Genomic DNA, 22,183 nt, shown 5'->3' on the forward strand with positions numbered 1-22,183 from the left:
GACGGCCTCAAGACATGTACTGATACCGATGCCTATAACAACAGATTTTCGTGGAGCCTCGCTGATGAAATCCTATGAAGTCAATTTCGACGGTCTAGTGGGGCCTACCCATAACTACGGCGGCCTGTCCTACGGCAACGTCGCGTCCCAGAGCAACAGCCAGCAGTCTTCCAACCCCAAGGAAGCCGCGCTGCAGGGCCTGGCGAAAATGAAAGCGCTGATGGAAATGGGTTTCCAGCAAGGCGTGCTGGCGCCACAGGAGCGCCCGGACGTGGCTGCCCTGCGCCGACTGGGTTTTACCGGCAGCGATGCACAGGTCATCGAGCGCGCCGCCAAGGATGCGATGCCGCTGCTGGTCGCTAGCTGCTCGGCGTCGAGCATGTGGGTGGCCAACGCCGCCACGGTCAGCCCGAGTGCCGACACCTCTGACGGTCGCGTGCATTTCACCGCCGCCAACCTGAACTGCAAATATCACCGCAGCATCGAACACCCAACCACCAGTCGCGTACTGGGGGCGATGTTCGCCGACCAGAAGCATTTCGCCCATCACGCGGCGCTGCCGGCGGTGGCGCAGTTCGGCGATGAAGGCGCGGCCAACCACACCCGTTTCTGCCGCGACTATGGCCAGGCTGGCGTCGAGTTCTTCGTCTTCGGTCGCAGTGCCTTCGATACCCGCTACCCGGCACCGCAGAAGTACCCGGCGCGCCAGACCCTGGAAGCCTCGCAGGCCGTCGCCCGACTGCACGGCCTGAGCGACGACGGTGTGGTGTATGCCCAGCAGAACCCATCGGTGATCGACCAGGGCGTGTTCCATAACGATGTGATCGCGGTGGGTAACGGCGAGGTGCTGTTCTACCACGAGGATGCGTTCCTCGAGACCGACAAGATGCTCGCCGAGCTGCAGGCCAAGCTGGGCAAGCGTGGCGGCAACTTCCAGTCGATCTGCGTGCCGCGCTCGCAGGTCACGGTGGAAGACGCGGTGCGCTCCTACCTGTTCAACAGCCAGTTGCTGTCCCGCGCCGATGGTTCGATGCTGCTGATCGTGCCGGAAGAGTGCCGCGGCAACGAGCGCGTCTGGCAGTACCTGCAAGGCCTGACCAGCTCCGGCGGCTTGATCCGCGAAGTGAAAGTCTTCGACCTCAAGCAGAGCATGCAGAACGGCGGTGGCCCGGCGTGCCTGCGGCTACGGGTCGCGCTCAACCAAACCGAACTGGCGGCGGTCAACCCAGGGGTTATCATGACCGCACCGTTGTACGACACGCTGACCCAATGGGTCGACAAGCACTACCGCGACCGCTTGAGCGAAAACGATCTGGCGGACCCGCAATTGCTGCTTGAGTGCCGGACGGCACTGGATGAACTGACGCAAATCCTTAAACTGGGCGCGGTTTATCCATTCCAGATCAATTGAAAGCCCGCGCCTGAGTCCGCTGATCCAGGCGCGCCGCTTTACCTCCAGATGAGAGCGTAATAAATGAGCGATACCCTGCAGCTGATCCTTGAAGACACCGACGGCACTCAACTGGAAACTTCCTGCACCCGCGTTGCCGTGATGTGGCAAGGCAAGGAACTGTGGATCCAGCAGGACGGCCGCGGCCAGCTGCTGATCGGCGTGGACGTCGAGGAAGGCGACGAAGAGTACGCCAACCTGCTGCTGCGTCCATTGGCGACTAATCTGGTAAGTCTGCAACTGGAAATGGAACCGGCCGACGCTGGTGACGACGATCACGTGCACGGCCCTGACTGCCAGCACGACCATTAAGGAATAACCTTCTATGCTCGCCCTCGGCAAACTGCTTGAACTGACCCTCGCCGGTCGTGAACCGGCGGAGAAGACTCAACTGACTGTCGACGGCGTGCGGATGCGCTGGCTGAGCGAAGGTGCGCTGGAAGTCCGGCCACCTCAGGCGCGTGACAATGGCATGGACCTGCTGCTGTCGGCCGGCATCCACGGCAACGAGACGGCACCGATCGAGTTGCTCGACCGTCTGTTGCACGACATCGCCCGCGGCGACCTCAAGCCGTGCGCACGCATTCTGTTCCTGTTCGGCAATCCCGAGGCCATGCGCCGCGGCGAGCGTTTCATCGAGCAGGACATCAACCGGCTGTTCAACGGCCGTCACGAACAAAGCAGTGGTAACGAAGCCTTGCGCGCCTGCGAGCTGGAGCGCCTGGCGGCGAGTTTCTTCAGCCTGCCGGAGCGTACCCGTCTGCACTACGACCTGCACACGGCGATCCGCGGTTCGAAGATCGAGCAGTTCGCCCTGTATCCGTGGAAGGAAGGTCGCCAGCACTCGCGCCGGGAACTGGCGCGCCTGCGGGCCGCGGGCATGGAGGCCGTGTTGCTGCAGAACAAGCCGTCCATCGTGTTCAGTTCCTATACCTACGACAAGCTGGACGCCGAGTCTTTCACCCTGGAGTTGGGCAAGGCCCGGCCGTTCGGGCAGAACCAGGGGGTGAATGTCGAGCGTCTGGAAACCCGCCTGAAGCAGATCATCGAAGGCTGCGAACCGCCCATGGCGGAAGAGAAGCTGGATGGTTTGCAGCTGTTCAGCGTCGCTCGGGAAATCATCAAGCACAGCGATACCTTCCACCTGCACCTGCCGGCGGATATCGAGAATTTCTCCGAACTGGAAGTGGGTTACCTGCTGGCCGACGACATCGCCCAGACTCGCTGGATAGTCGAGGAAGAGGGCGCGCGGATCATTTTCCCCAACCCCAAGGTGAAAAACGGCCTGCGTGCCGGGATCCTGATCGTGCCGACCACGGCTGACGGCCTGGCCTGACCCGGCAACCTGTAGCCGCTGCCGAAGGCTGCGATAAGGCCCGCAGGGCCTTTGAGGCCCTCAAGAGCAGCGACCCCTTCGGGCTCGATCGTAGCCTGCGGCAGCGGCTACAAAATATCGNCTCGCGATTTTGCTTTCAGCGTCTGACGCTTACACCGCTACCCGCTGCTCATGACGGCGCAGGGCACGAGTCTTGTGCAGGGTATCGGCGCAGGTCTTCGCCGCTTCCTGGCCCTTGTGCACGAAATGCTCGAAGAAGAACTTCTGATGTTCTTCGCCGGCGTGGAAGTGGTGCGGGGTCAAGACCACCGAGAACACTGGCACTTCGGTTTCCAGCTGGACCTGCATCAGGCCGCTGATCACCGACTGGGCGACGAACTCGTGACGGTAGATACCGCCGTCCACCACCAGGCCCGCGGCGACGATGCCGGCATAACGACCGGACTTGGCCAGCAGCTTGGCGTGCAGTGGAATTTCAAAGGCGCCGCCGACTTCGAAGAAGTCGATATCGGTTTCCTGATAACCCTGGGCGAGCATCTCGCTGACGAAACCTTTGCGGCTCTGGTCGACGATTTCCTTGTGCCAGCAGGCCTGGATAAACGCCACGCGTTCGCCGTGATGCTGTTTGCTTTTGCTATCGATTGCGGTGGGTTGCATCTGTTCTGACTCCTGTTTGTGTGAAAAACAGGGCGTTATGAATCGAAAGGGATTTAAGGGTACGTACAGGCCAGGCGCACAAGCAGTCGCGCGCAGGTCTGTGGACGGCCCTTTGGCGCCAATCCCGTTCTCTCTTCATCCGGACTATGACCGTCGGCCCCGGGATCACACCGGGTCTGCTGACCTTGCCGTCATTCGCCGCCGAAGCGGCGCCTGTCGCCAAGCGCTCGCGGGCTATGCGCATTGCGCGCAATTACCGCCGGTGGGGAATTACACCCCGCCCTGAGAACGTTGCCACCGGGCTTTGCGGCGGCGGTGAGTTTGTAACACATATTTTTCGGCGGTGCATTGCGGCTTTTGGATGATAAACATCGGTTTTTCCTGTCCATCGACGGGCTTTTCCCGAGCGGGCCTTGATAAATCGCGGTTGTGCCCGTAGTAATTCAGTTCGAAAGAATTCCCTTATCCGCAGCGACGTTCGCGTCCCTTTGCCGAGGCCTGATTCATGAGCGTTATCGATCTTCGCAGTGACACCGTTACCCAACCCACGGCAGGCATGCTGGAGGCAATGGCCGCAGCGGCCACGGGCGATGATGTCTACGGCGAAGATCCAACGGTCAACCGCCTGGAAGCCGAATTGGCGCAGCGTCTCGGATTCTCCGAGGCGCTGTTTGTGCCAACGGGGACCATGAGCAACCTGCTGGGCTTGATGGCCCATTGTGGGCGTGGCGACGAATACATCGTCGGCCAGCAGGCGCATACCTATAAGTACGAGGGCGGCGGGGCGGCGGTGCTGGGTTCGATCCAGCCCCAGCCACTGGAAGTCCAGGCCGATGGCTCGCTGGACCTGGCCCAGGTCGCCGCGGCGATCAAGCCGGATGACTTCCACTTTGCCCGTACCCGCCTGCTGGCACTGGAAAACACCATGCAGGGCAAGGTGCTGCCGTTGAGCTATCTGGCGCAGGCCCGGGCCTTTACCCGCGAGCATGGCCTGGCCCTGCACCTGGACGGCGCGCGCTTGTACAACGCGGCGGTCAAGCTGGGTGTCGATGCGAGGCAGATTACCCAGCACTTCGATTCGGTCTCGGTGTGCCTGTCCAAGGGCCTGGGCGCGCCGGTGGGCTCGGTGCTGTGCGGTTCGGCGGAGCTGATCGGCAAGGCTCGACACCTGCGCAAGATGGTCGGTGGCGGCATGCGCCAGGCCGGGATTCTGGCCGCGGCGGGCCTGTATGCGCTCGATCAGCATGTAGCGCGCCTGGCCGATGACCATGCCAATGCCCAGTTGCTGGCCGAGGGGCTGCGCGAGGCGGGCTATGAGGTCGAGCCGGTGCAGACCAACATGGTCTATGTGGCGATGGGCGACAGGGCAGAGGCCCTCAAGGCCTTCGCCGGCGAGCGTGGGATCAGGCTGAGCGCCGCGTCGCGGCTGCGGATGGTCACCCATATGGACGTCAGTCGTGCACAAATCGAGCAAGTCATCGGGACTTTTATCGATTTTTCCCGCAACTGACAGTGTTAGCCGTCCAATTGACCCTCTCTATCGTATAAACACGCTGTACCCCAAGCTCAGGGCCGATATAATGCGGCCCTTTGCCGTCGTTTCGTCTGATGACGTTTCGCACAGGCCTTTGGCCGCAGTCTCCGTGGAAGAACCTAATGAAAAGCGCAGAAATCCGTGAAGCCTTCCTTCGCTTCTTCGAAGAGCAAGGCCACACCCGTGTAGCCTCCAGCTCTTTGATTCCGGGCAACGACCCAACCCTGCTGTTCACCAACGCGGGGATGAACCAGTTCAAGGACTGCTTCCTGGGCCAGGAAAAGCGCGCCTATACCCGCGCCGTAAGCAGCCAGAAATGCGTACGCGCCGGCGGCAAGCACAACGACCTGGAAAACGTCGGTTACACCGCCCGCCACCACACTTTCTTCGAAATGCTGGGCAACTTCAGCTTCGGCGATTACTTCAAGCGTGACGCCATCACTTTCGCCTGGACTTTCCTGACGTCCGACAAGTGGCTGAACCTGCCGAAAGAAAAGCTCTGGGTCACCGTCTACGCCAGCGATGACGAGGCCTATGACATCTGGACCAAGGAAGTCGGAGTTCCGGCCGAGCGCATGGTCCGTATCGGCGACAACAAGGGCGCGCCATACGCCTCCGACAACTTCTGGACCATGGGCGATACCGGCCCGTGCGGTCCTTGCACCGAGATTTTCTACGATCACGGCGCCGACATATGGGGCGGCCCACCGGGCTCGCCGGAAGAAGACGGCGACCGTTACATCGAGATCTGGAACAACGTGTTCATGCAGTTCAACCGCACCGCCGATGGCGTGTTGCATCCGTTGCCAGCGCCGTCGGTGGACACCGGCATGGGCCTGGAGCGGATCAGTGCGGTCCTGCAGCACGTTCACTCGAACTATGAAATCGACCTGTTCCAGAGCCTGCTGAACGCGGCGGCCAAGGCCATCGGTTGCACCAACGACGCCCAGGCGTCGCTGAAAGTCGTGGCCGACCACATCCGTTCCTGCGGCTTCCTGATCGCCGACGGCGTGCTGCCTTCCAACGAAGGTCGCGGTTATGTCCTGCGTCGCATCATTCGCCGCGCTTGCCGTCACGGCAACAAGCTGGGCGCCAAGGGCAGCTTCTTCTATCAGATCGTGGCCGCGCTGGTCGCCGAGATGGGCGAAGCCTTCCCGGAACTGAAATCCCAGCAGGCGCATATCGAGCGCGTGCTGAAAGCCGAAGAAGAGCAGTTCGCCAAGACCCTGGAGCAGGGCCTGAAGATCCTCGAGCAGGACCTGGCCGAGCTCAAAGGCACTGTGGTGCCGGGCGACGTGGTGTTCAAGCTGTACGACACCTACGGTTTCCCGATGGACCTGACCGGCGACATCGCCCGCGAGCGCGAGCTGACCCTCGACGAGGAAGGTTTCGAACGCGAGATGGAAGCCCAGCGCGTACGTGCCCGTTCCGCCAGCTCCTTCGGCATGGACTACAACAGCCTGGTCAAGGTCGATGTGGCCACCGAGTTCACCGGTTACTACACCACCAACGGTTCGGCCAAGGTGGTAGCGCTTTATAAGGAAGGGCAATCGGTCGACGTGCTGAGCGAAGGCGAAGAGGGCGTGGTCATTCTTGACCAGACACCTTTCTACGCCGAGTCGGGCGGCCAGATCGGCGACTGCGGTTACCTGCAAGCGGGCAACGCGCGTTTCGACGTGCGCGATACCACCAAGACCGGCGGTGCCTTCCTGCATCACGGCGTATTGGCCAGCGGCAGCCTGACCGTTGGCGCTCCGGTGCAAACCCAGGTCGATGCCGAAGTGCGTCACGCCACTTCGCTGAACCACTCGGCTACCCACTTGCTGCACGCCGCTCTGCGCCAGGTGCTGGGCGAGCATGTGCAGCAGAAGGGCTCGTTGGTCGACAGTCAGCGCCTGCGTTTCGACTTCAGTCATTTCGAAGCGATCAAGCCTGAGCAGATCAAGGCCCTGGAAGACATCGTCAACGCCGAGATTCGCAAGAACACCGAGGTGGAAACCGAAGAAACCGATATCGACACCGCCAAGCAGAAGGGTGCCATGGCGCTGTTCGGCGAGAAGTACGGCGACAGCGTGCGGGTACTGAGCATGGGCGGCGATTTCTCCGTCGAGCTGTGTGGCGGTATCCACGCCAACCGTACCGGCGATATCGGCCTGCTGAAAATCATCAGCGAAGGCGGCGTGGCCTCGGGCGTACGTCGTATCGAGGCAGTCACCGGTGCCGCGGCACTGGCGTACCTGAACGCTGCGGAAGAGCAACTCAAGGAAGCGGCGACCCTGGTCAAGGGCAGCCGTGACAATCTGATCGACAAGCTGTCGGCCGTGCTGGAGCGCAACCGCCTGCTGGAGAAACAGCTCGAGCAGCTGCAGGCCAAGGCCGCCAGTGCCGCTGGCGACGATCTGTCGGCACAGGCGCTGGATGTCAAAGGCGCGAAAGTGCTGGCGGCGCGCCTGGACGGTCAGGACGGCAAGGCGCTGTTGGCGCTGGTCGATCAGTTGAAAAACAAACTCGGTCGCGCAGTGATCCTGCTCGGCAGTGTCCATGAGGAAAAGGTCGTACTGGTTGCGGGCGTAACCAAGGACCTGACTGGCCAACTCAAAGCCGGTGATTTGATGAAGCAAGCCGCTGCGGCAGTGGGCGGGAAGGGCGGTGGTCGTCCGGACATGGCGCAGGGCGGTGGCGTCGATGCCGCTGCGCTGGATGCTGCGCTGGCCCTGACCGTTCCGTTCGTCGAGCAGGGGATTTAAGGTTCCAAGCCGAGCCCGTCGTCTAGTGGCGGGCTTTGGAGCTGCGCAGTTTGATTGATTAATGGGCGCCCCTTTACGGGCTGAGGCGGCTTAGAAATGGCTTTGATCGTACAGAAATTTGGAGGTACCTCGGTCGGTTCCGTCGAAAGAATCGAGCAGGTCGCCGACAAGGTGAAAAAATTCCGCGAAGCCGGTGACGACCTGGTGGTTGTACTGTCGGCCATGAGCGGCGAAACCAACCGTCTGATCGACCTTGCCAAGCAAATCAGCGGCGACGGTCAGCCAGTTCCCCGCGAGCTGGACGTGATCGTTTCCACCGGTGAGCAGGTGACGATCGCACTGCTGGCCATGGCGCTGATCAAGCGCGGCGTGCCGGCAGTCTCCTATACCGGCAACCAGGTGCGGATTCTGACCGATAGCGCGCACAATAAAGCGCGCATATTGCAGATCGACGATCAGAAAATTCGCGGTGACCTGAAGGCTGGTCGAGTGGTTGTGGTCGCCGGTTTCCAGGGCGTCGACGAGCACGGCAACATCACTACCCTCGGTCGTGGCGGTTCCGACACCACCGGCGTGGCACTGGCGGCAGCCCTGAAGGCTGACGAATGCCAGATCTACACCGATGTCGACGGCGTCTACACCACCGATCCGCGCGTGGTGTCCGTGGCCCAGCGCCTGGACAAGATCACCTTCGAAGAAATGCTGGAAATGGCCAGCCTGGGCTCCAAGGTGCTGCAGATCCGCGCGGTCGAGTTCGCCGGCAAGTACAACGTTCCGCTGCGCGTACTGCACAGCTTCAAGGAGGGTCCGGGTACCCTCATTACTATTGATGAAGAGGAATCCATGGAACAGCCGATCATTTCCGGCATCGCTTTTAACCGCGATGAAGCCAAGCTGACCATCCGTGGCGTGCCAGACACTCCTGGCGTGGCCTTCAAGATTCTCGGCCCGATCAGCGCCGCGAACATTGAAGTCGACATGATCGTGCAGAACGTTTCGCACGATAACACCACCGACTTCACCTTCACCGTGCACCGCAACGATTACCTGGCAGCCCAGCAAGTGCTGGAAAACACCGCCCGTGAAATCGGCGCCCGGGAAGTGGTGGGCGACACCAAGATCGCCAAGGTCTCGATCGTTGGCGTCGGCATGCGCTCCCACGCGGGTGTTGCCAGCCGCATGTTCGAAGCGCTGGCCAAGGAAAGCATCAACATCCAGATGATCTCGACCTCGGAAATCAAGGTTTCCGTGGTGATCGAAGAGAAGTACCTGGAACTGGCCGTGCGCGCTCTGCACACGGCTTTCGAACTGGACGCTCCGGCCCGACAGGGCGAGTGATGCGTTGCCCGAAGGGCGCGGTTTACCGCGCCCTTTGTTTTTTTGATCGGCGTGACAGAAAACTGTTCTTTTGCTCGCGCTAGTCAATACTTAGGCGTGTAGGGCTACGGCCGTCCTGGTTGTAGGTCGATACCCTTTTTTTTTGCAGACTGTTGTCCCTGAAATGAAATGCGTGAGGAGAAAGGTATGCTGATTCTGACTCGTCGGTGCGCAGAAAGCCTGATTATTGGTGATGGCGAAATCACCGTGACCGTGCTTGGCGTCAAAGGAAATCAAGTGCGTATCGGTGTCAACGCCCCTAAAGAGGTAGCGGTGCACCGTGAAGAAATTTACCTGCGGATAAAGAAAGAGAAGGACGAAGAACCAAGCCATTAATTTTTATCGTTTTTTTTGTTTGCAAACGGGGAGAAAGCTGGTTAATATACGCCCCGTGTTGCGGAGAGCTGGCCGAGTGGCCGAAGGCGCTCCCCTGCTAAGGGAGTACACCTCAAAAGGGTGTCGGGGGTTCGAATCCCCCGTTCTCCGCCATTATTTACTTAGTTCGTTGTAATCTGGCTTCTTCTGTAAGTTGTTGAAATTACTAGAAAAAGTGCTTTACAAAAAGATTTAACGGCCTATAATGCGCGGCAACAAATGCACTCGTAGCTCAGCTGGATAGAGTACTCGGCTACGAACCGAGCGGTCACAGGTTCGAATCCTGTCGAGTGCACCATTTAAGAGTTGTTTGCAGTAATGCAGGTAACTTGGCTTCAACCAGTTGTGGTCTGGTCTAAAAACACAAATTGCACTCGTAGCTCAGCTGGATAGAGTACTCGGCTACGAACCGAGCGGTCACAGGTTCGAATCCTGTCGAGTGCACCATATACCAAGAAGCCCGCATTCATTGCGGGCTTTTTGCTTTCTGCCGTTTGGGTTTTCTCCCTTCTTTATTGATTCCTCTCTTTGAACGTCGCGATCGTTCTGGCGTCGTATCCAGCGTGTACCTGTCTTTTTGATGTGGCCTTTCGAAAGCTCCCGGCAATTGTGAATCGATAGCGAGGGAGGTTCCGGGCGCAGTTTTTTTGTCTGGGGTGTGTTTTCTTTTTCGGATGGTGCGTCGCAGCTTTATAGATTCAGCGCTTCTTCAGCTTTGCGCCGCAAGCGCTTGTTCTTGCCATGATTTTTTAACGTTTAAAACCGTCAAGCGGTGTATGATTGCGCCCGTCAGCCCCGCCGGGGCTTGTGGAATACCTCCATGGACTTACCCAGTAGTTACTCAGTATCCCGTTTTTACAATCATGAATTGACTGATTGATCCTTCCGGCGTGCTCCTCTGCTGGGAGTGGAGTTCGCCTATGACCGAAGTAGAAGTAAAGAAAACACAAGACAGCCTGCAGGATCGCCTCGCTCAAGTCGTTGAGCTGCTGCAGCGCCAGCGGGTGGTCGAAGACCTGACCCATCGTCAGGAAGGTCATCATCAGGATCGGGTCGAGAACCTGGTCCACCGGCAAAACCTCGTCGAGCTGCAACGCAAACTCGACGATCTGCACTCTGCCGACGTTGCCTACATCCTTGAAGCCTTGCCGCTCGACGAGCGTCTGACTGTCTGGCAGCTGGTCAAGGCCGAGCGCGACGGCGACATCCTGCTCGAAGTATCCGATTCCGTACGTGAAACCCTGATCGCCGACATGGACGATCATGAGCTCCTGGCCGCCGCCAAGGAGATGGACGCCGACGAACTTGCTGACCTGGCTCCCGAGCTGCCGCGAGACGTTGTCCATGAGCTGATGGAAGCGTTGGACGGCCAGCAGCGTGAGCGCGTTCGCTCCGCCTTGTCGTATGACGAGGAGCAGGTCGGTGCGTTGATGGACTTCGAGATGGTGACCATCCGTGAGGATGTCAGCCTTGAAGTGGTTCTGCGTTATCTGCGTCGCCTCAAAGAGCTGCCAGGCCATACCGACAAGCTGTTCGTCGTCGACTACGACGGCGTGCTCAAGGGTGTGCTGCCCATCAAGCGGTTGCTGGTGAATGATCCGGAGAAACAGGTTTCGGAAGTCATGGCCAGCGATCCGGTAAGTTTCCATCCGGACGAAGATGCCTACGACGCTGCGCAAGCGTTCGAGCGTTACGACTTGATTTCGGCGCCGGTGGTCGACAAGAACGGCAAATTGATCGGCCGTCTGACCATCGACGAAATGGTCGACCTGATTCGTGAGGAGAGCGAGACCGAAGTCCTCAACATGGCCGGTCTGCGTGAAGAGGAAGACATTTTTGCCTCGGTCTGGCGTTCCCTGCGTAACCGCTGGGCCTGGCTGGCAATCAACCTGATCACTGCCTTTGTCGCTTCGCGAGTGATCGGCCTGTTTGAAGGTTCCATCGAAAAGCTGGTGGCCCTGGCGGCCCTGATGCCGATCGTGGCGGGTATCGGTGGCAACTCGGGCAACCAGACCATCACCATGATCGTTCGCGCCATGGCGCTGGACCAGGTCAGCACCGGTAATACTTCGCGCCTGATGCGCAAGGAGTTGGCGGTGGCCTTGATCAATGGCCTGGTCTGGGGCGGAGTGATCGGCGCGGTGGCCTACCTGCTCTACGGCAGCTGGTCGCTGGGTGTGGTGATGACGGCGGCCATGACGCTCAACTTGTTGCTGGCGGCGCTGATGGGGGTTCTGATTCCGATGACGCTGGCGCGCCTGGGGCGCGACCCGGCAATGGGGGCCAGCGTCATGATCACGGCCATGACCGACAGTGGCGGCTTCTTTATCTTCCTTGGGTTGGCCACCATCTTCCTGCTTTGATCCTGCATACAGCCCCTCTAATGGGGCTGTATCGTTTTCTCCATCCCCTTGCGATCCAGGCTTGGCGCTTTTGTAGCGCTCGAGCAGCAAATTTCGGGTAAAAAAAGCCAGCACAAGGCTGGCTCTAGCTTTCAAGGTCGAATCAGGAAGCGTCTGCGGCCATTTCGGCGTCATGGGCGATCAGCGAAACGAGGGCGTTCTGCTGGCGGTGGGAAAGTTGACGGAAACGTTGAAGCAGTTCGCGTTCATGCAAGGAGAGCTCTGGGCTGTCCAGGCGCATGCTCAACTCTTCACCCAAGGCGCCTTCCTGAATAAGACTCTGTTCCAGGCGCGCGATGATTTCGGAGTTCATGCTGCGGTGATGATTGCGAGCCACCTCGGCAATGCGTTCACGCATCCCGTCGGGTAGACGTACGACGAACTTGTCAGCCGTACGGCTGGAATAAATTGCCTGTTTCAATGGGCGCATATATTTAACCGGTTAGTTCAGGGGAGCGGTTCTCGGAATTGGCCGCGGGATGTCAGTTAGGACAAGCGTTGCTGCCAAATGTTCAACCTGAATTGTTAAGAGGCCCGCATCATGCCTCAAAATAGCCATATCCTTGGCGTCAATTCTGTGACAAATATTGAACTGGGTAAAGGCGTTATGCCAGCACCAATTATCAGAAATGCGGACTGGTTTGAAAAGATTGCCTGGTCCGCCTATCTGCCCGCGTCCTGTTGCCTGATAGGCGGCGTTTGAGTGTCGCCAGGTGGGCATCTATGCGGATCCGATCATCGTTCCCTACTTTATACAGGATAGTGGCAAATTGCCGATTTACTAGGCTGCGAATGCCATGGAGTCTCTGAATGTCAGGCAGACTGATTTATTTGATAGGGCCTTCCGGGTCGGGCAAGGACAGCCTGATCGAGGCTGCGCGCCGGCCTCTGGCGCAACTCGGCTGTGATGTGGTGCGGCGGGTGATCACCCGTTCCGCGGAATCCGTGGGGGAAGAGGCCCATGGAGTAAGCGCCGACGAGTTTGAACGCCTGGAGCAGCGGGGCGCCTTTGCCTTGTGTTGGCGGGCCAATGGTCTGGCCTACGGAATTCCTGTGCAGATCGACGAATGGCTGGCCAGTGGGCGTCATGTCCTGGTCAATGGCTCCAGGGCATACCTGGATCAGGCTCGCCAACGTTATCCGGAGCTTTTGGCGATTCTGTTGAAGGTGGACATCGACGTGCTGCGGCAAAGACTGATGAGCCGCGGTCGCGAAAGTGCGGCGCAGATCGAGGCGAGACTCAAGAGAAGCGCACTTTTTTCTGCTGACGACGGCGCTGTGCTGGGAGAGTCCGTGTTTTTTCTGGACAACTCGAGCGAGCTATCCGTGACGCTTGAGGGTTTTCTGAAGCTATTGAGAGGTCAGGGGGTCAGCGCAGCACTGGGTCGAACTTGATTTTGCGTCCCAGCGCCAGCGCCAGCAGGAACAAGCCGGAAAAAACACCACAAGCAATCAGGGGCGCATCACCCAGGGTATTTTCAGTGGTGAAGCAACCCAGTGTGGCACTGAGTACTGCCAGGATGAGCAGGCCTTTGGCAAGTCGGGACATTAACAGGCTCCTGATAGGGTCGTATTCAAAATACCCAGCTTTCGGGTCTTGGATTGGCAGGTAGAACAACGGCTTCCGGGTCATCAGCGACCTGCGCCAAGCCAGGATTCTCCAATGCGCTGCTCATCACAGCCAATTGCGGGGCCTGGTGTTGCACGTAGTGGGCCCTGTACTGGGTGCTCTGATCAGTGCTGCCATCAGGCTGAAAGTGGAAGACCACCAGTACGGCGATGGCAATGGCATTCGATAGAAGAAGGGCGCTGTTCATGGGCTTGATCTCCACTGTTCTTTCATAGAGATGAAGCAGCGCTCATGCCAAGAGTCTAACCTCTAATAAACCCTTTAAAAACAATGATTTGATAGGGGCTTTAGAGGGCAGAGGATTGCATTCTGCAATGATGGCTTTTTGCAGTGATGCAATTTGCACGGCAGCTCTGGCAAGTTGCCTGATGACCAGAGGGGGTTACCGGTTAAAAAGCCCTACTCACGACATGACAAAATCAGGGCTGGCCGTTAACATGCACGCCGTCCTTTGCGCCGCAGCAGTACCCGCGGCAGTCAATTTGTCCCAGTAGCTCAATTGGATAGAGCATCCCCCTCCTAAGGGGAAGGTTGGCAGTTCGAACCTGCCCTGGGACACCATCTACCTCCGGGCTTTCAGGCCAAACGTGGTTCTCGTCCTTTTTTCGCAGTAACGGCTACGTTTGGTACACGCAGTTCTCGATGCTGTGGAGTCACCCATGATTGTCATTGCTGGAAAAAACAATATTTCGGTATTTGGCCTGGAACGGGCTCTGCGACAGTTTGCGCCTAATGAAATTGCCGTGGTCTGCAACCGCAACGATACGGGTGTCGATGGTTGGCAGCGTTCGTTGCGGGCGGCCGCGCAAAAGCATGGCGTGCGTGAGATCAGCCTGGAGACGGCTTACGAAGTAGCGTCCGTCGCGTTCATTTCCCTGGAGTTCGACCGGATCGTCGTGCCTGAGCGCTTCTCCATCAGTCGTGTGTTCAACATTCATTTCTCGAGGCTGCCGGAATACAAGGGCATGTTTACCGCGGTCTGGCCGTTGCTGGAGTCCAGGGCAGAAGCGGGTGTGAGCCTGCATTTCATCGACCGGGGTATCGACACCGGGGACATCGTCGCGCAACAGGTGTTCTCGATCCCGTCCTGGTGGACCTGTCGCGATCTCTATTTCGCCTTTAACCAGCATGCCGGCTTGTTGCTGGAGCAGTGGTTTGCCAGGTTGGTCGATGGTGACGTCAGGGCGCAGCCACAGAGTGCGGTGGAGTCCAGCTACTTCTCAAAGGACGCCATCGACTATGGGGCGTTGAAAATCGATCCGCTGTCGACGGCCTGGGCGCTACGCAACCAGATCAGGGCGTTCGCCTTTCGTGAATATCAGTTCTTGCTCTGGGATGGAAAACCGGTGGTCTCGGCGACGATTCTGCCTGGGCGTTCGCAATTCAAGGCCGGGACCCTGATCAACGCGACCGAGGATTATGTCGAGCTCTGCACCATCGATTACGACATCCGGCTGAATTTTGATCGATTGCCGGAGATGCTCGAGGCCTGTGAGCGAGGCGATCTGGAGGCGGTGATGGCACTGCAGGCCAATATTGCCGGTTACAACGATGCCAACCCGCAAGGCTGGACGCCGTTGATCGTCGCCAGTTATGCGGGCGCCTATGAGGTGGTTGACTGGCTGTTGCAGCAAGGTGCCGACCCGGAGCGGACCAACAACAAAGGCACGACGCCCTTGATGTATGCCAAGGACGCTTTCCTGGCCGGGCGTTGTCGTAGAACCTTTCCGTTGTTGCTGCGCAAGGGCGCGAGGCTTGAGGCTGCCGACCATTCTGGCCGGGCACTCGCCGACTATGTGACCGACGAGCAGTTCGCTCGGTTGCGAGGTGCTTTCTAGGCCCCCCGCAACAGGCGCATCAGTGGGCTGTGAACTGGTTGATGGCGGTGACAATGTATTGCTGTTGTTCTTCGTCCAATGTCGGGTAGATCGGCAATGACAGGATCGAGTCATGCAGCGGCGCCCGGGATGCCTTGGAGGTCCTGGCCAGGTCGCTGTAGGCCCGCTGCTCGGTGATCGCCAGTGGGTAGTGGACCAGGCATTGGATGCCGCGCTCGGCCAGATGCGCTTTCAGTCGATCGCGCCATGGGCAGCTAATGACATACAGGTGCCAGACATGGGCACTCTCTGTCGTGACCGAGGGCAGGGTGATACCCGGGTGCCGGATATGTTCGCCGTAGTAGCGGGCGATGCTGCGGCGACGGGCAGTATCGCTGTCCAGGTGCGCCAGCTTCACCCCCAGCATCGCGGCCTGGATTTCATCGAGGCGGCTGTTCACCCCCTGATAATCGTGCTGGTACTTGATACGCGAGCCGTAGTTGCCCAGCGCCCGGACCAGTATTGCCAGCTCGGCGTCGTTGGTCGTGATGGCTCCGCCGTCGCCCAGGGCACCGAGGTTCTTCCCGGGGTAGAAGCTGAACGCCGCGGCATCGCCCCAGTTACCGGCCTTGCGCCCGGCCAGCTCGGCGCCATGGGCCTGGGCGGCATCTTCGAGCACCAGCAGGCCATGCTTGTGGGCCAATGCCATGATCTGCGGCATCGGCGACAGTTGCCCATAAAGATGCACCGGCAGTATCACCCGGGTTTTTTCCGAGATGGCCCGTTCGACGGCCTCAATGTCCAGGTTGTGGGTGGCAGGGTCCACATCCACCAGGATCGGCGCCAGATCGTTTTCCAGAATGGCCGAGATGGTGGCGATAAAGGTGTTGCTCTGCACTATCACTTCATCGCCAGCCTGAAGCTTGCCTTGCTCTTTCCAGGCACGCAGGATCAGGGTCAGGGCATCCAGGCCATTGGCGACGCCGATGGCATGCCGGCTGCCGCAGTATTCGGCGAAGGCGGCCTCGAATTGCTCGAGCTCGCGCCCCATCAGGTACCAGCCGGAGTCGATCACGCGGCTGCAAGCGGCTTTGAGCTGGTCGGCATATTCGTGATTGATGCCTTTCAAATCCAGAAATGGAATGTTCATCATTTGAGTCATTGTCCGACCATGTCCATGAACTGGGCATAGTCTCGAACATAATCGCCTTCTTCGTAGAGTTGATCGGCCAGAACCATCAGCACACAGTCTGGAGAGAAGTCATACATCTCACGCCAGATAAAGGATTCGATCAGCAGGCCCTGGCAAGGATTGTCCAGGGTGATGTCGATCTTTTCCCGACCGTCATCCAGCAGAAAGCGGCACGAGCCGCGTACGGCGATTGCGACCTGCTTGAGGGTCTTGTGGGCATGGTAGCCGCGGCGAACCCCTTCACCGGTATTGAACATGTAGTACACCCGCTTGACCGGGAAGGGGATGTTTTTCCCTTCTTCCAGGGCAATCAGCGAGCCGCGGTCATCGCCGTGGGTCTGCAGCGGCAGAATGTGAATTTTCATCGCGTCTCCTTTTCGAGCCGTTTCGACAAATGCTGTTGCAGCCAGTTTTCAACGCTCTTGGCGTCGACCCGATAATTCCGGTAATACAGTTCTCTGGAGTCGGTCGAACCTACCCGGTAAGCGATGTAGTCCATTTCCACGCCGACGATCGCCGCCAGGTTGGAAAAGCACGACAGCTCTGCGTATTCCTCGGCCATCCAGCACAGGGCGCGAGCATTTTTCGAGGCGAAAATCAGATTGGTCCAGGCTGCGCCAGTGGGGCCGACTATGACTTCGGCATTGGCCATGATCGCCACCTGATGGTTGATGTCCTGCTCTTCCATGTACACGCAGGTAAACCCATAGGGTTCCAGCAGCTTGAGGATCTCGGCCTGGTTGTAGTGCCGGAGAAAGCCTTTGCGGGCCAGGAATACTCGCTTGGGGAGTTCGCTGTTGGGAATGTCACGGGCCAGATGCAGCGCCTTTTCCCGCAGGAAATGGATCGACTCCGGGCGGACGAAACCGCTGCTGGCACTGTTCTGTGCCGGGCCTTTGAAGTTCGGGATCATATTGTTGGGGGCACTGATCAGCAGCAGGTCGGCCACCTGGTAGCTGGTGATGTTTTCCAGGAGCACCAGCGGGCGGTCAACGCCGATCGCCTCGATCAGGGCCTTGATCGAAGGAATGTTCTGGCTGCTCTTGGAGATCAGCAGTGGATAGTCTGCATATTGCGGCGGCAGTTCGGCCACGAATTGCAGTTGCGACAAGACTTCTACCGTCCAGTGGTAATAGTTCTGCTCGTTGCAGCCGCTGATCAGCAAGCCTTTTTCCAGCTCCACGGGTGTGCCGGTCCTGACCAGGGCCTGGCGCTGGCCGTGGTAGAGCAGGTGCGCAGCGCTATAGTCGGCCTGCAGGGATTTTGCCGTGGGCACTCGCTCCAGCACCAATTGCCCGCCGGGCAGTATCACCGAACGGGACACCGAACAGACTTGCCCCTGCCGGAAGTGATACAGGGCGATCTCGGGTAACTCCAGGGTGATCGCTGGTATCGATTGATGGAGGAACCGTGGAGGCTGGCTGGTGCCCGGTTGGCTCGGGCGAAAGACATGGACCTTGTGCTCGTCGCTTTCATCCAGCCAGCGCAAGGCCAGGCGCCGGGTATCCTGGCGTCGAAAAAACAGCCGATACAGCAGGTCGCTGATCAGTCCCGGCTTTCTGCACAGCCGTTCATAGCCCAGTTGCTCGAGGCGTTTGCCAATACGCTGGAACCATGGGCGCTGCGAGCTGATCTGCGCGCCATGGAAGACTTCGACCTTTTGCTCGTTGATGGCCAGCTTTTCAGTGAGCTGCGGATGGATCTCGCGGTAGTAATCACTGGCGATGATGATCTTGTCGAAAGCCAGCGAACTCAATTGTTGAGGCGCGTGGATCAGTTTGCCGAACAGGCGCTGGCCCTGTTTCTGCTGGTTGTTATCGACGAAGCCGATCACCCGGTAGCGGCGGCGGTTGTACTTGTAGAAGTTGACCCCACCGGCGCCGGTACCGAATATCAGCACCCGCGCTTTTTGTCCAAACCCTGTCGACACATTGACCTCGTCTTGCTGGTGCTGCCGGCGGTAGATCGTCATCCGAGCGGTTCGCCCGCTCGGTAAAGGCGGTGACGCTAGCCATTGTTATTGATGATGTTGCCCTTGATCTGGGCGATACCCTTGGCGTTCAGGTCGCGTCGAGTCCTTATCGGTTGCAGCTCGCCCTGGATCGCGGCGTTGATGGTATCAATGGCGGTCTTGCCGGTGTTGCTCCGGGACTTGCCCAGCAGGTAGCGAAGCGACAGGCGGAACTGTTCCGACTCGTTGGCCACCGGCCGCGTACCGTGCAAGGTGCAGTTATGCCAGAGCCCGACGTAACCCGGCCCGCCCGTCAGCCGGTAATCCTGGCAGGCCATCTGCTGCCCCCGATCGTCGGCGTAGGTCCATCGGTCGTGTTCCTGATGTTCCAACTGATGAGGGAACAACGTGGCGCCAAAACGGTGAGTGCCGGGCATCAGGTGCAGCGGCGAGTCGTGTTCGGTGACCTCGTGCAGGTACACATAGAGGGTCAGAAAGGTCGAAGGGTCGAGTTCCACCCGGCCCTGGGGCCAGTCGATGATGTCCTGGTGAAAGTCGATCCCGCGGAAGTAGGTGATGTCGCGAAAGGGCTTTTTGATGTAGGGCCCCAGGTTCGCCACATTCACATCGCGGATCCTTTCCCGTACCCAGTCCGGCAGCCATGAATCCGGTACCCCGCACACCGCTTTCTTGATCACCACCTCATAGTCGGCGCCGAGCACTTCATCGAGGACAGCGGTGAGGCGTGGGTCCTGTTCTATGAACTGCAACTGCGGCTCGAAAGCATTGAGAAAGTTGAAGGTCTTGTTCGGGTTGGCGTTGAGGTGGTTTTCCTGGGCCAGGTACTCAGCCTCGTCCATGAACAGCCCGGCCCCGAAGGCCCGTGCGGCGATCATTTCGCGGTACAGCGCCTGCGTGCGATCAGCGTCCAGGATCTCGCCAAAGATGTGGGCGCCCTGGTCGATGAGGTTTTGGATACAGGTTTGCATGTTGCGCTCGTTTTTGACTGTTGCTGTCTGTCTGCAAGATATCGGCGTGGCTGGCCTAAAGTTGATGCCGCCCGGCTGATATTCCCGATGGAGTTTGCCGCAACCGGGGCTGGTGGGCGGCGCGAGCAAGGATATCGAAGGCTTTTGCCAACTATCTATAAGGGAACGCCAGAATCGGCCGATAACATCCATGGATGTTGTTGCAGGTCAAATGGCTGGGCCATGGACCGGGTGCCCGGCGAGAGCGGGCGGGCGCCATTGCGGGTTGATGTAGAATGCATTGATGGCTTGTGGCCATTATCGTTGTCCGGGTGCAGCAAGGCTGACGACCTTGAGCCTGTCCTGCTGTTGCCGCGGGCTTCATCTTTTTTACGGGTCTGGAATCTTCGATGCTGGCGTACCACCAAAAAAGCTTTTTGATCGTCGATGATTTCTCGGATTTCCGCAGTTCTGTCCGGTCCATGCTGCGTGAGCTGGGCGTCAAGGACGTAGACACTGCCGATACAGGCGAGCAGGCGCTGCGCATGTGCGCGCAAAAGCGCTATGACTTCATCCTGCAGGATTACCACCTGGGCGACGGCAAGAAGAACGGGCAGCAGGTGCTCGAAGACCTGATGACCGACAAGCTGATCAGCCATGAAAGCGTATTCCTGATGGTCACCGCCGAGACCAGCCAGTCGATGGTGCTCAGCGCCCTCGAGCACGAGCCGGACGCCTATCTGACCAAGCCTTTCAACCGCTCCAGCCTGGCTCAGCGGCTGGAGCGGCTGCAGCAGCGCAAGTCGCTGCTCAAGCCGATTCTGCAGGCGCTCGATCGCGGCAAGCCGCTTGAGGTGCTCAATGCCTGCATCGCCCTGTGCAAGCAGGATCCGCGCTATTCGCCGCTGTGCCTGCGCTACCGCGCCGACGCCCTGCGTGACATGAACCAGAACGAAGCGTTGGAGCGGTTGTACGAGAGCATTCTGGCGGATCGCCCGTTGCCGTGGGCCTATGTCGGCCTGGGGCGCCTGCTGTTCAAGCGTGGCCAGGTGACCCAGGCCAAGGCCATCTACGAAAAGGCCTTGAAGGTCTTTCCGATGATGCCGGCGCTCTACGATGGCATGGCCGAGGTGCTGCTCGCCGAGGGCGACTCCAAGCGCGCCCAGAGTGTGCTGGAGGAGGCGGTGCGCCTGTCGCCGCTGGCCGTGCGCCGGCAAGCGCTGCTGGGCAAGCTGGCGATGACCAACGAAGACTTCGAGACCGCCTCCAGGGCCTATCGCCAGGCGGTATCCCAAGGTGCGCAATCGCGTTTCAAGGACCCGGAAAGCAACCTTGGCCTGGCGCATGCGTTGATCAGCAAGGGCAGCGAGAGGGGCCTGGATACCCGCACTCGCCTGGAAATCAACAGCACCCTGAGTGCGGTGGCCAAGGAAAACCCCAGCGATCCGGGGTTGCAGATTCGCGCGCGCCTGATGAAGGCCACCAGTCTGTTGCTCAACGATGCTGAAACGGCGGAAAAGCTCACCGAGCAGGCAATGTTGCGCCTGGACGGGATGGAGCAGTTCATGAGTCCGGAAGCGGCGTTGCTGGTGGCCAAGCAACTGCAGATGCTGGGACAGGCGGATGCCGGCGCATCGATGCTGAAAAACTGTGCGGAAATCTACGGCGACGACCCGAAGGTGATGGAGGGTATCTCCAAGCTCACCGATGACCCGGCGATCCTCAACTCCGCCAACGCTGCGGCAGACATGAACCGTCAGGGCGTGCGCAGTTACAAGGCTGGTGCGCTGGGCGAGGCCCGGGATCTGTTCCGCCGGGCCCTGGCCATGCAACCGAAGAACATCAGTATTGCCCTGAACATGGCGCAGTCGCTATTGCACGGCACCGACATCACCCAGGACACGGCGCTGCTGGAAGAGTGCCGGACCTGCCTGAAAATGGTCGGCCTGATGCCCGATACCGACGCGCGTTATCCGCGTTATCAGAAACTGCGAAGCAAGGCGTTTGGCGAATGAATACCCACGAACAGGCTCTCGACTTTTCCACGGTGATCGCCTCTACCGTGCACGACATGAAAAACTCCCTGACCCTGCTCATGCAGGCCCATGCCCAGTGGCTGGCAAGACTGCCGCAGGCGCAGCAGGGCACGCCGGAGCAGGGCGTGATGGAGTTCGAGTTCGCCCATCTCAACGGCATGCTGGTGCAACTGCTGGGGCTCTACAAGCTGGGGGTCAACCAGTTGCCGGTGCAGCCGGGTTACCACGAACTGGATGACTTCATCGAGGCGCAACTGGTCAGCCATCAGGATGTGTTCGTCAGTCGTGGCATTGCCGCGACCTATGAGGTCGACCCTTTGACCCCCCTGGGTTTTTTCGATCGGGAACTGATCGCGTCGGTGTTGGCCAATTGCATCAACAACGCCATTCGTTATGCGCGCCATGCGTTGCTGGTCAGCGTGCATGATGAGGGCGGGCAGACGGTGCTGACCATCAACGACGATGGCGAGGGGTATCCGCAGCAGATGATCGATAACCAGGCCGACTACGTGCAAGGCATCAATCACAGCAGCGGCAGCACCGGACTGGGGCTGTACTTCGCCGGGCGCATTGCCGCGCTGCATCAGCGCAACGGTGTCTGCGGGCGCACCGAGATCCGTAATGGCGGACCTCTGGGTGGTGGCGTGTTCAGTCTCTATCTGCCTTGAGGTCTGCCTTGAAGCGGTTGTCGAGCTTGTAGGGGCTTCGCCG

20 protein-coding genes, 4 tRNA genes and 1 riboswitch are annotated in these 22,183 nt (G+C 59.3%); of the genes, 16 read left to right on the forward strand and 8 right to left on the reverse strand.

The features are described 5' to 3' along the window. The first annotated feature begins 64 nt into the window (after nt 1–64). The 3 genes from astB (at nt 65) to astE (ending at nt 2,786) form a co-directional block, all read left to right on the forward strand. Nucleotides 65–1,411 (forward strand): N-succinylarginine dihydrolase, encoded by a 1,347-nt coding sequence (astB, locus tag ACTJKT_RS05125; protein ID WP_097304711.1) that lies wholly within the window; start codon nt 65–67, stop codon nt 1,409–1,411. Nucleotides 1,412–1,474: 63 nt separating this feature from the next. Continuing rightward, the gene (locus tag ACTJKT_RS05130) at nt 1,475–1,762 is read left to right on the forward strand and encodes a hypothetical protein (RefSeq protein WP_007921560.1); all 288 of its coding nucleotides are present in this window, start codon (nt 1,475–1,477) and stop codon (nt 1,760–1,762) included. A gap of 13 nt (nt 1,763–1,775) precedes the next feature. Beyond that, complete coding sequence (astE, locus tag ACTJKT_RS05135) at nt 1,776–2,786, forward strand: succinylglutamate desuccinylase (protein ID WP_025805742.1); 1,011 nt, start codon at nt 1,776–1,778, stop codon at nt 2,784–2,786. A 150-nt stretch (nt 2,787–2,936) separates the two neighbouring features. On the opposite strand, the gene ACTJKT_RS05140 is transcribed toward astE, so the two are convergent. Further along, nucleotides 2,937–3,443, reverse strand: a complete 507-nt coding sequence (locus ACTJKT_RS05140; protein WP_025805741.1) for a 6,7-dimethyl-8-ribityllumazine synthase — start codon at nt 3,441–3,443, stop codon at nt 2,937–2,939. 122 nt (nt 3,444–3,565) lie between these two features. Continuing rightward, nucleotides 3,566–3,737, reverse strand: a riboswitch (FMN riboswitch). 211 nt (nt 3,738–3,948) lie between these two features. Here ACTJKT_RS05140 and ltaE point away from each other — a divergent pair. The 8 genes from ltaE to mgtE all read left to right on the forward strand — a co-directional run bounded on the left by ltaE (nt 3,949) and on the right by mgtE (nt 11,839). Further along, complete coding sequence (gene ltaE / locus ACTJKT_RS05145) at nt 3,949–4,953, forward strand: low-specificity L-threonine aldolase (protein WP_440786406.1); 1,005 nt, start codon at nt 3,949–3,951, stop codon at nt 4,951–4,953. 146 nt (nt 4,954–5,099) lie between these two features. Further along, nucleotides 5,100–7,724: an alanine--tRNA ligase gene (alaS, locus tag ACTJKT_RS05150; protein WP_440786407.1), complete on the forward strand. Its 2,625-nt coding sequence runs from the start codon at nt 5,100–5,102 to the stop codon at nt 7,722–7,724. A gap of 96 nt (nt 7,725–7,820) precedes the next feature. Beyond that, nucleotides 7,821–9,062 carry an aspartate kinase gene (locus ACTJKT_RS05155; protein WP_007921569.1) on the forward strand — a complete coding sequence of 414 codons (1,242 nt, stop codon included), beginning with the start codon at nt 7,821–7,823 and terminating at the stop codon, nt 9,060–9,062. A gap of 186 nt (nt 9,063–9,248) precedes the next feature. Further along, entirely contained in the window at nt 9,249–9,437 is a 189-nt protein-coding gene (gene csrA, locus ACTJKT_RS05160; protein WP_002554426.1) for a carbon storage regulator CsrA, read from the forward strand. A gap of 62 nt (nt 9,438–9,499) precedes the next feature. After that, nucleotides 9,500–9,590 (forward strand) — tRNA-Ser (locus tag ACTJKT_RS05165). A gap of 107 nt (nt 9,591–9,697) precedes the next feature. Continuing rightward, nucleotides 9,698–9,774, forward strand: a tRNA-Arg gene (locus ACTJKT_RS05170). Nucleotides 9,775–9,846: 72 nt separating this feature from the next. After that, a tRNA-Arg gene (locus tag ACTJKT_RS05175) sits at nt 9,847–9,923 on the forward strand. A gap of 473 nt (nt 9,924–10,396) precedes the next feature. Continuing rightward, nucleotides 10,397–11,839 carry a magnesium transporter gene (mgtE, locus tag ACTJKT_RS05180; RefSeq protein WP_025805723.1) on the forward strand — a complete coding sequence of 481 codons (1,443 nt, stop codon included), beginning with the start codon at nt 10,397–10,399 and terminating at the stop codon, nt 11,837–11,839. Nucleotides 11,840–11,981: 142 nt separating this feature from the next. Here the strand turns inward: mgtE and ACTJKT_RS05185 are convergent, their stop codons facing one another. Beyond that, on the reverse strand, nt 11,982–12,308 hold the full coding sequence (locus ACTJKT_RS05185; RefSeq protein ID WP_003178899.1) for an Arc family DNA-binding protein: 327 nt from the start codon (nt 12,306–12,308) through the stop codon (nt 11,982–11,984). A 380-nt stretch (nt 12,309–12,688) separates the two neighbouring features. On the opposite strand from ACTJKT_RS05185, the gene phnN reads away from it, so the two are divergent. Then, on the forward strand, nt 12,689–13,273 hold the full coding sequence (phnN, locus tag ACTJKT_RS05190; protein WP_440786408.1) for a phosphonate metabolism protein/1,5-bisphosphokinase (PRPP-forming) PhnN: 585 nt from the start codon (nt 12,689–12,691) through the stop codon (nt 13,271–13,273). Here the strand turns inward: phnN and ACTJKT_RS05195 are convergent. Next, entirely contained in the window at nt 13,248–13,427 is a 180-nt protein-coding gene (locus tag ACTJKT_RS05195) for a PA3371 family protein (RefSeq protein WP_053280474.1), read from the reverse strand. The two genes, phnN and ACTJKT_RS05195, sit on opposite strands and share 26 nt — an antisense overlap. A 25-nt stretch (nt 13,428–13,452) precedes the next feature. Continuing rightward, entirely contained in the window at nt 13,453–13,695 is a 243-nt protein-coding gene (locus tag ACTJKT_RS05200) for a hypothetical protein (protein ID WP_440786409.1), read from the reverse strand. Between the two features lie 297 nt (nt 13,696–13,992). Here ACTJKT_RS05200 and ACTJKT_RS05205 point away from each other — a divergent pair. Together ACTJKT_RS05205 and ACTJKT_RS05210 are read left to right on the forward strand one after the other, a co-directional pair. Then, nucleotides 13,993–14,069 (forward strand) — tRNA-Arg (locus ACTJKT_RS05205). 98 nt (nt 14,070–14,167) lie between these two features. Further along, nucleotides 14,168–15,346: an ankyrin repeat domain-containing protein gene (locus ACTJKT_RS05210; protein ID WP_440786410.1), complete on the forward strand. Its 1,179-nt coding sequence runs from the start codon at nt 14,168–14,170 to the stop codon at nt 15,344–15,346. Between the two features lie 19 nt (nt 15,347–15,365). On the opposite strand, the gene ACTJKT_RS05215 is transcribed toward ACTJKT_RS05210, so the two are convergent. From ACTJKT_RS05215 to ACTJKT_RS05230, 4 genes are read right to left on the reverse strand one after another with little or no spacing between them, the layout of a single operon-like run. Then, complete coding sequence (locus tag ACTJKT_RS05215; protein WP_440786411.1) at nt 15,366–16,487, reverse strand: DegT/DnrJ/EryC1/StrS family aminotransferase; 1,122 nt, start codon at nt 16,485–16,487, stop codon at nt 15,366–15,368. Further along, a complete protein-coding gene (locus ACTJKT_RS05220; RefSeq protein ID WP_009045148.1) occupies nt 16,484–16,882 on the reverse strand; it encodes a sugar 3,4-ketoisomerase in 399 nt (132 codons plus the stop codon). The genes ACTJKT_RS05215 and ACTJKT_RS05220 overlap by 4 nt, the downstream gene beginning before the upstream one ends. Next, nucleotides 16,879–18,489, reverse strand: a complete 1,611-nt coding sequence (locus ACTJKT_RS05225) for a glycosyltransferase family 61 protein (protein ID WP_440786412.1) — start codon at nt 18,487–18,489, stop codon at nt 16,879–16,881. Before ACTJKT_RS05225 ends, ACTJKT_RS05220 begins: the two co-directional genes overlap by 4 nt. A 35-nt stretch (nt 18,490–18,524) precedes the next feature. Next, nucleotides 18,525–19,457 carry a phytanoyl-CoA dioxygenase family protein gene (locus ACTJKT_RS05230; protein ID WP_440786413.1) on the reverse strand — a complete coding sequence of 311 codons (933 nt, stop codon included), beginning with the start codon at nt 19,455–19,457 and terminating at the stop codon, nt 18,525–18,527. Between the two features lie 389 nt (nt 19,458–19,846). On the opposite strand from ACTJKT_RS05230, the gene ACTJKT_RS05235 reads away from it, so the two are divergent. Continuing rightward, nucleotides 19,847–21,451 carry a response regulator gene (locus ACTJKT_RS05235; RefSeq protein WP_440786414.1) on the forward strand — a complete coding sequence of 535 codons (1,605 nt, stop codon included), beginning with the start codon at nt 19,847–19,849 and terminating at the stop codon, nt 21,449–21,451. Continuing rightward, nucleotides 21,448–22,140, forward strand: a complete 693-nt coding sequence (locus ACTJKT_RS05240) for a sensor histidine kinase (RefSeq protein ID WP_440786416.1) — start codon at nt 21,448–21,450, stop codon at nt 22,138–22,140. Before ACTJKT_RS05235 ends, ACTJKT_RS05240 begins: the two co-directional genes overlap by 4 nt. Nucleotides 22,141–22,183: the final 43 nt, after the last annotated feature.

This window comes from Pseudomonas sp. 22526, from assembly GCF_052044735.1.
GTDB lineage: Bacteria > Pseudomonadota > Gammaproteobacteria > Pseudomonadales > Pseudomonadaceae > Aquipseudomonas > Aquipseudomonas piscium.

Bases quoted from the DNA above. Each gene is read 5' to 3' on its own strand.
- ACTJKT_RS05210 (WP_440786410.1), top strand. From the start codon at position 14,168: ATGATTGTCATTGCTGGAAAAAACAATATTTCGGTATTTGGCCTGGAA.
- csrA (WP_002554426.1), top strand. From the start codon at position 9,249: ATGCTGATTCTGACTCGTCGGTGCGCAGAAAGCCTGATTATTGGTGAT.
- astE (WP_025805742.1), top strand. From the start codon at position 1,776: ATGCTCGCCCTCGGCAAACTGCTTGAACTGACCCTCGCCGGTCGTGAA.
- ACTJKT_RS05230 (WP_440786413.1), bottom strand. From the start codon at position 19,457: ATGCAAACCTGTATCCAAAACCTCATCGACCAGGGCGCCCACATCTTT.
- ACTJKT_RS05215 (WP_440786411.1), bottom strand. From the start codon at position 16,487: ATGACTCAAATGATGAACATTCCATTTCTGGATTTGAAAGGCATCAAT.
- ACTJKT_RS05155 (WP_007921569.1), top strand. From the start codon at position 7,821: ATGGCTTTGATCGTACAGAAATTTGGAGGTACCTCGGTCGGTTCCGTC.
- astB (WP_097304711.1), top strand. From the start codon at position 65: ATGAAATCCTATGAAGTCAATTTCGACGGTCTAGTGGGGCCTACCCAT.
- ACTJKT_RS05220 (WP_009045148.1), bottom strand. From the start codon at position 16,882: ATGAAAATTCACATTCTGCCGCTGCAGACCCACGGCGATGACCGCGGC.
- ACTJKT_RS05195 (WP_053280474.1), bottom strand. From the start codon at position 13,427: ATGTCCCGACTTGCCAAAGGCCTGCTCATCCTGGCAGTACTCAGTGCC.
- ACTJKT_RS05200 (WP_440786409.1), bottom strand. From the start codon at position 13,695: ATGAACAGCGCCCTTCTTCTATCGAATGCCATTGCCATCGCCGTACTG.
- ACTJKT_RS05185 (WP_003178899.1), bottom strand. From the start codon at position 12,308: ATGCGCCCATTGAAACAGGCAATTTATTCCAGCCGTACGGCTGACAAG.
- alaS (WP_440786407.1), top strand. From the start codon at position 5,100: ATGAAAAGCGCAGAAATCCGTGAAGCCTTCCTTCGCTTCTTCGAAGAG.
- mgtE (WP_025805723.1), top strand. From the start codon at position 10,397: ATGACCGAAGTAGAAGTAAAGAAAACACAAGACAGCCTGCAGGATCGC.
- ACTJKT_RS05225 (WP_440786412.1), bottom strand. From the start codon at position 18,489: ATGACGATCTACCGCCGGCAGCACCAGCAAGACGAGGTCAATGTGTCG.
- ltaE (WP_440786406.1), top strand. From the start codon at position 3,949: ATGAGCGTTATCGATCTTCGCAGTGACACCGTTACCCAACCCACGGCA.
- ACTJKT_RS05130 (WP_007921560.1), top strand. From the start codon at position 1,475: ATGAGCGATACCCTGCAGCTGATCCTTGAAGACACCGACGGCACTCAA.
- phnN (WP_440786408.1), top strand. From the start codon at position 12,689: ATGTCAGGCAGACTGATTTATTTGATAGGGCCTTCCGGGTCGGGCAAG.
- ACTJKT_RS05235 (WP_440786414.1), top strand. From the start codon at position 19,847: ATGCTGGCGTACCACCAAAAAAGCTTTTTGATCGTCGATGATTTCTCG.
- ACTJKT_RS05240 (WP_440786416.1), top strand. From the start codon at position 21,448: ATGAATACCCACGAACAGGCTCTCGACTTTTCCACGGTGATCGCCTCT.
- ACTJKT_RS05140 (WP_025805741.1), bottom strand. From the start codon at position 3,443: ATGCAACCCACCGCAATCGATAGCAAAAGCAAACAGCATCACGGCGAA.